The 11,411-nt window shown below is 46.7% G+C and carries 7 protein-coding genes; 4 read left to right on the top strand and 3 right to left on the bottom strand.

Translation table 11 applies throughout. The features are described from left to right. Positions 1-101 precede the first annotated feature (101 nt). On the bottom strand, positions 102-320 hold the full coding sequence (locus NDI35_RS25190; protein WP_445315106.1) for a helix-turn-helix domain-containing protein: 219 nt from the start codon (positions 318-320) through the stop codon (positions 102-104). A 487-nt stretch (positions 321-807) separates the two neighbouring features. After that, positions 808-1,983: a DNA cytosine methyltransferase gene (locus NDI35_RS25185; protein WP_445315105.1), complete on the bottom strand. Its 1,176-nt coding sequence runs from the start codon at positions 1,981-1,983 to the stop codon at positions 808-810. A 356-nt stretch (positions 1,984-2,339) separates the two neighbouring features. Here NDI35_RS25185 and NDI35_RS25180 point away from each other — a divergent pair, with 356 nt between their 5' ends. From NDI35_RS25180 to NDI35_RS25170, 3 genes are all read left to right on the top strand, one after another. Further along, complete coding sequence (locus tag NDI35_RS25180) at positions 2,340-3,944, top strand: metallophosphoesterase family protein (RefSeq protein WP_445315104.1); 1,605 nt, start codon at positions 2,340-2,342, stop codon at positions 3,942-3,944. A 240-nt stretch (positions 3,945-4,184) separates the two neighbouring features. After that, on the top strand, positions 4,185-4,913 hold the full coding sequence (locus NDI35_RS25175) for a DUF3891 family protein (protein WP_445315103.1): 729 nt from the start codon (positions 4,185-4,187) through the stop codon (positions 4,911-4,913). A gap of 268 nt (positions 4,914-5,181) precedes the next feature. After that, positions 5,182-6,150, top strand: a complete 969-nt coding sequence (locus NDI35_RS25170; protein ID WP_445315102.1) for a YegS/Rv2252/BmrU family lipid kinase — start codon at positions 5,182-5,184, stop codon at positions 6,148-6,150. Between the two features lie 52 nt (positions 6,151-6,202). Here NDI35_RS25170 and NDI35_RS25165 read toward each other — a convergent pair whose 3' ends face one another. Next, positions 6,203-6,559, bottom strand: a complete 357-nt coding sequence (locus NDI35_RS25165) for a hypothetical protein (protein WP_006631047.1) — start codon at positions 6,557-6,559, stop codon at positions 6,203-6,205. 363 nt (positions 6,560-6,922) lie between these two features. Between NDI35_RS25165 and NDI35_RS25160 the strand changes: the two genes are divergently transcribed. Continuing rightward, the gene (locus NDI35_RS25160; RefSeq protein ID WP_445315101.1) at positions 6,923-11,410 is read left to right on the top strand and encodes a WD40 domain-containing protein; all 4,488 of its coding nucleotides are present in this window, start codon (positions 6,923-6,925) and stop codon (positions 11,408-11,410) included. Position 11,411 lies beyond the last annotated feature (1 nt).

Below are 11,411 nucleotides of genomic sequence, written 5' to 3'. Positions count from 1 at the left end.
ATAGTTGTTGAATTAATGAAAATAAGACCTAATAAATTGCCATTTTTTCAGAAGGGTATGAGAGCTATGTCCTTGATTCAGTCTATGTTTTAACAGGGTTGTCACCCCGTCAGCTTTGCATCATCTGTTCCAATAGCACTTAAATATCCATCAATCTCGCTTTGAGTGGGAGAGACAGTCCCTTTCTCGATACGCGAGACACGGCTTTGATCTATTTTGAGATTTCCAGCGATATCAGTCTGCGTCTTACCTGCTGCGTTTCTCAGCTCAGCTAGAGTCTGCCCCAGGTCGAACGGAAAATCATGTATGCTATCTGTCATGACGCTATTCCATCATATATGCTATAAGACATAAACCGATTATAGCATATATGCAAAAAAAATTTGGAAAAGGCAAAATTTATGCGAGTAACATTAGGATATCTGACCTTTTCTTAGATAAGGGGAACAGGGGCCTTGCAATCTCCCTACTATTTCGGTAGGCTGTAACCCAGATTCAGCAAAGTATTACGGAACTGACATCGCTTACCTCAGAGCTTACCCGTGCCTAGCGTTATGGCAAACTGCCTTGCTGACTGAAAAAGTCATCCACTCCCAGCTTGGAAGTGGATAATGCTTCTCTAAAACTCTTCGCTGACGGTAGTTTCAGGGTTATTGGCTTTTGCCGCTTGAATGTGCTCGTAGCGATCGCTAGAACGCTTACCCACTTCAATCAGCATCAGCAGTTTCTCACACAACCCTAGCAACTCATCATCGCTAGTTTCTTCAAGCTGTTGATAAAGTGCGGAAGGTAAACCGTTGCCAGCAATTAAGAAGCTAGAACAATTATTTCAGGCTGCGTAAATCTATTCAAAGCAATATCATTCAAATATGGAATAAGTGCAACGCCGATACACTCTGCTAAACGGGGAGGCACAGCATTTCCAATTTGCCACATTGCCTTTTTCATCGAACCTTCAAAAATAAATGAATCCGGGAAACTTTGCAATCTCGCCATTTCGCGAGCTGAAATTACGCGATTGAGATAAGGATGAATATGAGTGCCGCCGTGATTTTCTTTAACAGTCATACTCGGTTTTCCCGGATACTGTCGCTTGAAAGCATCGGCGTAGCTTTCATACAAAGAACCGCCTGGTGGAACTTTAGCAAGTCTTTCCATGTACTCAACAGAATGACGAGTCCATTCGTGGTTAATTTCGGGTATGGGAGTATACTCTGGTAAATCATCAATTGCTGACTCAATCGCTTTGTATTGTTCTGGCAACAATTGCGGCTTCGGATAGGGATTTTGCATCCCAAATCTATTGGCAATAAAAATGGCTCGCGGGCGGATTTGCGCGACTCCATAGGCGGCTGATTCTAGAACAGCAACGGACATATGGGGATAGCCAATTTCCTGAAAAGCCTCGCAAATGGCTTGCTTAACAGCTCCTTTTTGTATAGTCAATATTCCGGGTACGTTTTCCATGACAACATACCAAGGACGTATTTCAGAGACAACGCGGACAAACTCTCTAAAGAGGCGATTTCGAGGGTCGTTGGGGTCGCGTTTTCCTGCAACTGAGAAGCCTTGACACGGCGGCCCGCCTACAACAAGATGAACTTCTGGCGAACCAATTTCAGCGAGCAACTTTTGGGGATTTAAGTTTTTTATATCGTCGCACAAGTGATGGCAATCGGGAAAGTTTTTTGTATGAGTTGCCGAGGCGATGGGATTAATTTCAACGCTTGCTACTGGTCGAAAACCTGCTTGCAATAAACCTTGGGTCATGCCGCCCGCACCGCAAAAAAGATCGACAAATGTATAGTCTGATTTTGGCAGTGACTGAGATTCAACATCAAGGAATATCTTGTAGGGGTCGCAGTCATTTGCTTCTAGTTCGCGTTGGATGCGTTCGTAACGCCCTAATTTTGCTTTCTTCTGCTTTTTGGCAGGAATTAATTCTTCCTCGTTTGAGAACAAAGACAGTTGTATTGCTTCCATTTTATATTTGTTTACTGCGTTCTATCTGATGTTACCCACTTGGGGCAGGGTGTAGGGCTCGATCGCCCTTGGAGTCGGAGAGTGCGATCGTCTCACATATTGCACCATTCTCGCTTAACAGGCTTTCCGAGCTGTTCCACAAAGAGTGGATTTTCTTGTGGGGTGGGCCCCAGAGCCAGCCCATAAAAGGCTTATTGAGAATGGTGCAATATGTCAGTTGTCAGGCAGTATTCTCCTAAAAACCAGGTTTCTGAGTACCCGCGCCTCGATTTTCAGCTTTTAGAGAGATGTAAAAACTCGCCCGATCGCTGCAATATTAATAATTAGGAACTCAGCAATTTTGGAGAAGAGGTGAATTGAAATTCGTTTCCGACCCGCAAATAAAAGTCAAAATCCGCAAAATGAACGAGCGGGTGCGGTGGCAAGAACAGTCGATCGTCCATCGGGGAATCGACCAAACTCGGATGGTTTTGGAATCTCCAACCACCGACTCTCCAGAGTTTTCGTTTTTAGTCGTAGGCGATAGCGGCACGGGCAACCACCGCGGCTACAATCCCCAGCGGCAGATTGCCGAACAAATGCTCTCCGAGCGCGAAACCTGCCGTTTCGTCCTCCACACCGGCGATGTAGTTTATCTCGTAGGTTCCAGCGAATATTACTTGCAAAACTTTATTCGCCCCTACCGAGAATTTATAGTCGGCGGCGAGCATCCCTCTCGGATTGCCTACGATCGCATGGTGTTTAACTTTCCGTTTTTGCCCGTACCGGGAAACCACGACTATTACGACTTGCCCATAGTCTACGGCATTCTGTCGGCGACAGCTTTGCCGCTGCGCCGGCTGTTGGGTTCCAAGTTGGATCTCGATGTCGGCTGGCACGGTTCCGATCGCGGAAACACCTACGCCAAAGCCTTTCTCGACTACCTCAAAGCTCACAAAATGCCGGGAGAGCTCGATCGCCACCTAGACGCCCACTACACCGCCAGCACCAGCACAGGCCGCTGCATCCGCTACCAACCCGGACGCTTTACCCGCTTACCCAACCGCTACTACACCTTCCGCAGCGGCGGCATCGACTTCTTCGCCCTCGACTCCAACACCTTCAACGAGCCCTTACCGATCCCGAAAACCAAACAGGGCGACATTCGCCGCCAGAATTTGGAACTCGATCGCCAGAAGTTGGAACAAGAAAAATTGGCAATGCTCGAAATGTGCGATCGGCTCAACCCCGAAATTCCCGAAGAAGCCGAACAGCTAGACGACTTGGGCGCCAAGTTAGAGCAACTTGACGAAATGTTGATGGATATTGACAAACAACTGTCGCCCCACCAAACAGCCGCCACGGACGTTGAACAGCTCGAATGGCTGAAAAAAAGGCTGATTAACTCTTGGCGCGATTCCGAGGTGCGGGGGCGGGTAATTTACCTGCACCATCCCCCCTACGTGACTGAGGCGACAAAGTGGAATCAAGCTCAAACTTTGGCGGTTCGGTGGCGATTGCGCGAGGTGCTCGACGGGGTGGCCGATGCTGTTGGGGAGGCGGCGCGGGGGCGTCCGCTAGTAGATTTGGTGCTGACTGGCCACGCTCACTGTTTGGAATACCTGCGGACTGGGAATACCGGACACGGCGACTCTGGGATTAATTGGATTATCTGCGGGGGAAGCGGCCACAGTCTCCGCCGCCAGCGCCCGGAAGGGCCGATGTTGCAGGAACCATTGAGTCCTGAAGCCGATCGCTTGGCGCGTGAGGGCGGGCGATCGCAAAAAGCCGATCGGCGGATAGCGGAATCTTTGCTATTTGTCGGCCGCAGCGGTCAAGGTTCCCACAAACGCCGTCCTTATTCGTGTTTGCGGATTGATGTTCTCGACGGGTGTCCCCCGAAGTTCCGCATCCGACCTATGGTTGTCGAACGATTTGAGGGGAAATGGCAGGAGATCTCGATCGAACCTTTTGTGATTTAACTTTCGTTTTTCTGCAAGTCTCGATCGCCCTTAATATCAATTCCGGTTACACCGGAATGATGGGGAGTCGGGGAATGGGGAATTATGGACCTTGACTTTATCATTCCCATGCAACCGGAAACGATATAAAAAGGTGGACTTTGACCGATTCCGGTTCCCCCTTTTTTAAGGTTAGGGGGGATCAAGAGCCGAATGCTCGCACAAAATACTCGTATCAATTTAATTCAGGAGAAAAATTCAATGATTGCTAACTTAACCGCAACGGGCTGGGAAATTATTTACCACCGCGCCCATGCTTTGCTCGCCGCCCAACTTGGCGGACAGTGGAAGCGCTCGAAATCTCCGCTTCGCTTGTACGAAACCATAGCGGCTATTTCGCATCACGATGATTTGGAGAAAGAGTGGGAAGAAAATATTTTAACTGAAGCGGGCGCGCCCTTTGATTTTACGTTGCAGACGGAAACTTCTCTGCCGAAAATTAAAGCCATGACCGAGAATTCCCTATATCGCGGTAGGTGGGTAGCCATGCTGATTTCTATGCACATGAGCTATCTCAATGAAGGAAAGCGGGGAGAGTCGAAGGAACTCGACGAGTTTTTGGACGAGCAACTGGCAAATCAAAAAAAATGGCAAAAAGAGTTGAATATTTCCGAGGAAGATGCTAAGGCAGCTTATGCTTTTTTCCAGTGGTGCGATCGGCTATCATTAATTCTTTGCAGCCGCGAGTTACCCGCCGGAGAACGAGCTTTAGAAATTAGTGTCGGCCCGGACGGCAAGCGCTACGATATTGTACAGCACAGCAACGAACTCGTGACTGTAACTCCTTGGCCTTTTGAAGACGATAAGTTTACTGTTAACGTCGAAGCGTGCCTTTTGGATAAAGTCAAGTTCGACAGCAACAAGGAAATCAAGGAAGCGTTGCACAAAGCTCCCCGCGAAGTCTTAGAGTGGACTTTTGTCAAGTCTTAACTAAACCTTTGAAAAATAGGTGAGGGTTGTCGAAGTTTAGCGGGCATGGCATTTGTGTTAACTTAATGTTAAAACCATGTCCAAATCAGGGTTATAGTTGAGTCTTGCTCCCCCCTTAACTCCCCTTAATAAGGGGGGGATAAGAACACTCAAAATGGGTCTTATTAAGGGGGATGCGATGGCGTTCGAAACTTGGATACAAACGAAACGAAAAAAATCTAGAGTTTCAGTTCAGCCCTTACCCATTACCTATTACCTATTATCAACTATGAAACGTTCAGCTTGCCTAATTTTCAATCCCGTCGCCGGCAACAGCGATCCCGACCAAGACTTAGCTAAAATTCAGGAACTTTTAGAGCCTTTTATTGACTTAGACATTCGGCTGACAACCCCAGAATTAGACGCAGATCAAATTGCCCGCGAAGCAGTTGATAGAGGAGTTGAGGCAATTATTGCTTGCGGGGGCGACGGCACATTATCTGCAGTTGCTGGGGCGATTGTCGGCACAAATATTCCTTTAGGAATTATTTCGCGGGGAACGGCTAATGCTTTTGCTAATGCTTTAGATATTCCGAATACAATTGAAACCGCCTGCGCCACTATTTTTGGAGGGTTGACGCGGGTGGTGGATGCGGCGATTTGTAACGGTGAAATGCCGATGGTTTTGTTAGCTGGAGTGGGTTTTGAGGCGGAAACTGTCGAACTAGCCGATCGCGAAATGAAGAATCGCTGGGGAATGCTGGCTTACATTCTGTCAGGAATTAAACAGTTAAACAATTTAGAAAGATTTGAAGCGGAAATCGAAACCGACGATAAAATTATCCACCTTACTGCTGTGGCCGTGACAGTGGCGAATGCAGCGCCGCCTACTTCCATTTTAGCTCAAGGCCCGGCGGGGATTGTTTTTGATGACGGCTTGCTGGACGTGACGCTGGTTGCGCCTGAGAATAAAGCTGGGGCGATCGCAGCTTCTTATCACCTTTTGCAAACAGCTTTGAGCGGCAATCCTACGGATCGCGACGACATCGGTTATTTGCGGGCAAAAAAAGTAAAAATTAGTGCCGATCCGCCTCAAAAAGTGGTTGTAGACGGCGAAATCATCGGCATGACTCCGGTTTCTATTGAGTGCGTTCCGGGAGGTTTAACTATTTTTGTACCGCGAATTGAAGAAGAGCAAGCGGTGGAAAAACTCACCGGTTTAGCGGACATCGAAATTACCTTGAAACCCTCAACTTAAATTTTTTAGCGACACAAACAATAAAAAAGACCGCCCGGGCGGTCTTTCATTTTTAGGCGTCTAAAATTTGGCGAATGCGGCGCTCCAAACGTTCGAGATCGAGTCCACCTTCATCGCGGCTGATGCGGCGCACGGTGACGTTAACATTGCTCAAATCTGCCAGCAAATCTTGCAGGATTTCTTGTTGCTGCCGAGCTTGAGTTATTTCGCGGGGTTCCTGCACCAAATCGCGAACAATTGTATCTTCCGCGCGCGAAGCAACGATCGGGTCTGCTTCGCCGTCTACGTGCACGAAAGTGCGCCGACCGGGCCCGCGTTCTTCTTCAATTGGTATTACTGCTGTTACTCGATCGGAGCGTACATATTTGCCAAATCCCAGGTGGACTAAGACAGAAGATTGTATTTTCATAGTTAGCAAGATTTATTTGTTAGTTATCTATATTTTAGCTTTTGCATTCAGGATATAACAACTAATATGACAGTGAATTTTATACAAAATATGTCGGTTTTTGCTCGGTTTTATTATCGTCATTTGTTGTAAAATATGCTAAGCTAATTAACTGAATATAACCTACGCACGGGTAGTCAGAAACCGGGTTTTTTGCGAAAAAATTTCGTTCCAGCCAGCAGAGTCTGTAAAAACCCGGTTTCTTTTGCCGGAGTGCGTAACTCCTGTTAACATAGAATTACAGCATTTTGCTGTCGCAACGCATTTCAGGGACACAGCCTACCGATTTGAGCCTTACTTCCACGGACAAATAGGAATACCTCCATGATCCCAATTAGTCTTGACTTAGTTATCAGCCTCCTGACGGCAATTCCCTTCGGCACCGTCAAAGACAAGTTTCAGCGCAACGAAACAGTCATCAAATTATTAAAAAGATTTAACCTCGACCCCGATGCTCCGCCCGCAGATTTTAGCGGAGTTTATGTTTATACTTTAGTAGAGTATGGCGCTGGCAAACCCAAGCAGATTTTAGAACTGTTTCGCCAAAAAGAGATTGAATCAGCATTTCGCAAAGCTTTCGAGTCCGATAGCCCAGCCATTTTAATTCAAGCAGGCGATGAATATCTGAATGAGAGTGCTTTAGGCAAAGAAATTAGAGATTTAGGCATTGACCCCCGACGGGAATTCATGGCATTTGCCGCCGTGTTTATGGAAGTAGCAAAGCGGACGCGGACGCTGGGAGATGTGATGGTGGGAAATGCGCTCGCCTCTTTGCAAAAACGCCTATCTATGGTAATGGATCGCATCGAACGCCTCCCCACTATCGAAGGAATTCGCACCGAATTTGCACGACTGGAAGCTGAAGATTGTCCCGCACTTCCCGCAGCCGAATCAAACACTATCCAAAAGTCTAAAGTTTTTATTTTATCGCAACAAGTTCGAGGTTGGTTTGAAACATTAAGTTATCGGTTTGAGAAATATGAAATTTGGCAAGATAACTATTTTGAATGGATTATCAATGTTCCCGTCAGACGCAATCGGTACGATCGCATTTTAGTGCGCGGAATTGCCGGAGAAGCCGGACTCAGAGACATCTCAGCCCTGCGCGAGTCGGTGGAAAAACAGCGCACCGATGAAGGCTGGTTAGTCACCGCCCGCCGCATCAGTCGCGCCGCGCGGGATGAAGTAGAAAAAGATGAAAATCGTAATTTAGCTTGCTATACCTTCGATGAATTACTCGACCAAGATGCCGATTTTACCGCTTATCTCAACTGGCTGGAAACTGAAATTACCAGCCGAGAAATTGATACCAAATATGTGCCGCTAGCCTGTACGAAAGAAGAAATTGACCCCGATACTCACCGCAAGATAGGCGTGAGTCATTATGACGGGCGAGATGGCTGGATCGAAGGTTATATTGACCTGTGGTTGAATGATCCAGTAAAAGAACATATTTCAGTTTTAGGAGAATTTGGAACCGGGAAAACTTGGTTTGCGATGCACTATGCTTGGATGGCGCTGCAACGCTACAAAGAAGCTCAAAAGCGCGGCTTGGAACGTCCGCGTTTGCCGTTAGTAATTCCGCTGCGAGATTACGCGAAAGCAGTTAGTGTCGAGTCGCTATTTTCCGAGTTTTTCTTTCGCAAGCACGAGATACCTTTGGCGGGTTATTCGGCCTTTGAACAACTGAATCGCATGGGTAAATTTTTGTTGATTTTCGATGGTTTTGATGAAATGGCCGCTAAGTGCGATCGGCAAGAAACCATCAACAACTTTTGGGAACTAGCAAAAGCCGTTGTTCCCGGCGCAAAAGTCATCCTCACTTGCCGTACCGAACACTTTCCTGAAGGCAAGGAAGGACGGGCATTGTTCAATGCAGAACTGCAAGCATCAACAACCATTTTAACAGGCGAAACTCCCCAATTTGAAGTCTTAGAATTAGAAAAATTTAACGACGAGCAAATTGGGCAAGCGCTGTCATTTCAAACAGAAGCTGCGACCGTCGAAAAAGTGATGGGAAACCCGCAGTTATTGGATTTAGCGCGTCGCCCTGTGATGACCGAATTAATTTTGGAAGCTTTGCCCGATATTGAAGCTGGAAAACCCGTCGATATGTCGCGGATTTATCTGTATGCGGTGCGGCGGAAGATAGAGAGAGATATCAAAGCAGAACGTACTTTTACTTCGGTAGCAGATAAGCTTTACTTTTTGTGCGAACTGTCTTGGGAAATGCTGTCTACCGACCAAATGAGTCTCAATTATCGCGGTTTTCCCGATCGCATCCGCAGCTTGTTTGGTTCCGTCGTCCAAGAGGAAAAAGACTTAGACCACTGGCACTACGACATGATGGGTCAAACCATGCTGATCCGCAATGCTGATGGCGATTATGCTCCGGCGCACCGTTCGTTATTAGAGTTTTTTGTCGCTTATAAATTTGCAGCAGAATTGGGAGTTTTGGCGGCAGATTTTACCGAATTAGTTGCGCCTGAACAGTCTTGTTTAGATGCTAATGCAGCGCCTCAAGAATACACTTGGTCTAATTATTGTCGGCTTCAGGCCCAGAAGAGAAATAAGAACGAACTTATCGCGCCTTTGAAAGGATTTGTTGCGGAAGATTTAGATCAACTTCTTCAGAGTTTCGGACAAGCACCACTGACGAAGGCTGTGATGGATTTGTTGTTGCCGATGTTGGATGCAATTTCTCCCCCCTTAACAAGGGGGGCTTTAGAGAAGTCGCCCCTACTCGAAATTATAGAAGCAACGCGAGGTAAAACTGAAAGCGAGGTGGGTTATGTGGGAGGGAATGCGGCGACGCTGTTGGTGAAAAGGGACAATGCTGTTTTGGAAGGAAAAGACCTTTCTCATACCATCATTAAAGGTGCTGATTTTACAAAGGCTAGCCTGCGACGTGTCAATTTTGCTGATGCGAATTTAGCAGAGTCTGTTTTTGCTAAAGCCTTTCGTACAGTTAATTCTGTCTCATTTAGTCCAGATGGCAAACAATTTGCCACAGGTGGTAGTGATGGTGTTGTTCGTTTGTGGGATGCAGTCAGTGCCAAAGAACTTTTAACTTGTCGGGCACGGAAAAATTCAGTGCATTCAGTTGCTTTCAGTTCGGATGGTGCATGGCTTGCCAGTGACAGTGTTGACAATAGTATCAAGCTTTGGGATAGTCATACTGGAGAATGTTTGCGGACTTTCACCGGACATGAAAATTCAGTGCGTTCAGTTGCTTTTAGTCCCGATGGTGGATGGCTTGCCAGTGGCAGTTATGACAAGACTATCAAGCTTTGGAATAGCCATACAGGAGAGTGTTTGTGGACTTTCACCGGACATAAAAATTCTATCAGCTCAGTTACCTTTAGTCCCGACGGTGAATGGCTTGCCAGTGGCAGTTTTGATAATACTATCAAGCTTTGGGATAAGCATACTGGAGAATGTTTGCGGACTTTCACCGGACATGAAAATTCGCTTCTTTCAGTGGCTTTCAGTCCCGACGGTCAATGGCTTACCAGTGGAGGTTATGACAAAACTATCAAGCTGTGGGGCAGCCATACCGGAGAGTGTTTGCGGACTTTCACCGGACATGAAAATGGGGTGAGTTCAGTTACCTTTAGCCCCGACGGTGAATGGCTTTCCAGTGGCAGTTTTGACAATACTATCAAGTTGTGGGGCAGCCATACCGGAGAGTGTTTGCGGACTTTCACCGGACATGAAAATGGGGTGAGTTCAGTTACCTTTAGCCCCGACGGTGAATGGCTTTTCAGTGGCAGTTTTGACAATACTATCAAGCTTTGGGATAGGCATACCGGAGAGTGTTTGCGGACTTTGACAGGATATGAAAACGCGGTTTTTTCAGTCGCCTTCAGTCCCGACGGTCACTGGTTTGCCAGTGGTAGTAGTGACAATACTATCAAGCTTTGGGATAGGCATAGCGGAAAGTGTATAAAGACTTTCAAAGGACATAAAAATAGAGTGAGTTCAGTCGCATTCAGTCCCGATGGTCAATGGCTTGTCAGTGGCGGTTGGGACAACACAGTTAAACTTTGGAATATCCATACTGGAGTGTGTATTAAGACTTTCACAGGACATAAAAGTTGGATTTATTCAGTCGCCTTTAGTCCAGACGGTAAATGGCTAGCTAGTGGTAGTTATGACAATACTATTAAACTCTGGGATAACCATACCGGAGAGTGTTTTCTGACTCTCACCGATCGTGAATGTAGAGTGCGTTCAGTTGCTTTCAGTCCCGGTGGTGAATGGCTAGTCAGTGGCAGTAGTGACAATACTATCAAGCTTTGGAACAGTCATACTGGAGAGTGTTTGCGGACTTTTACCGGACACAATAATTGGGTTAATTCAGTCACTTTTAGTTCTGATGGTGAATTGATTGCAAGTGGCAGTGATGACTATACTATCAAACTTTGGGATAGCGATACCGGAGAGTGTTTGCGGACTTTCACCGGACATGATAATTCGGTTTATTCAATCGCCTTCAGTCCTAACAATCAACAGTTTGCAAGTGGCAGTGATGACAACATTATCAAGCTTTGGGATAGCAATACAGGAGAGTGTTTGCGGACTTTAAGCGGACATGAAAACGCCGTTCTTTCAGTCGCATTCAGTCCCAGCGGTGAATGGCTTGCCAGTAGCAGTGGTGACAACACGATTAAACTCTGGGATGTCAAAACAGGGGAGTGCATCAAGACTCTCACAGATGGACTTTATGAGGAGATGAATATCACGGGTGTTATGGGTTTAACGGAGGCTGAAAAAGCGACGCTCAAAGCTTTAGGGGCTGTTGAAAATTAAT

Source organism: Microcoleus vaginatus FACHB-2002, from assembly GCF_040004035.1.
Lineage (GTDB): Bacteria > Cyanobacteriota > Cyanobacteriia > Cyanobacteriales > Microcoleaceae > Microcoleus > Microcoleus vaginatus_C.
The sequence above is the reverse complement of the archived record's forward strand: the minus strand, read 5'-3'. Positions and strand labels throughout refer to the sequence as shown.

Excerpts from the sequence above, each read along its gene's own strand:
- NDI35_RS25160 (WP_445315101.1), top strand. The coding sequence starts at position 6,923 with ATGATCCCAATTAGTCTTGACTTAGTTATCAGCCTCCTGACGGCAATT.
- NDI35_RS25165 (WP_006631047.1), bottom strand. The coding sequence starts at position 6,559 with ATGAAAATACAATCTTCTGTCTTAGTCCACCTGGGATTTGGCAAATAT.
- NDI35_RS25175 (WP_445315103.1), top strand. The coding sequence starts at position 4,185 with ATGATTGCTAACTTAACCGCAACGGGCTGGGAAATTATTTACCACCGC.
- NDI35_RS25170 (WP_445315102.1), top strand. The coding sequence starts at position 5,182 with ATGAAACGTTCAGCTTGCCTAATTTTCAATCCCGTCGCCGGCAACAGC.
- NDI35_RS25185 (WP_445315105.1), bottom strand. The coding sequence starts at position 1,983 with ATGGAAGCAATACAACTGTCTTTGTTCTCAAACGAGGAAGAATTAATT.
- NDI35_RS25190 (WP_445315106.1), bottom strand. The coding sequence starts at position 320 with ATGACAGATAGCATACATGATTTTCCGTTCGACCTGGGGCAGACTCTA.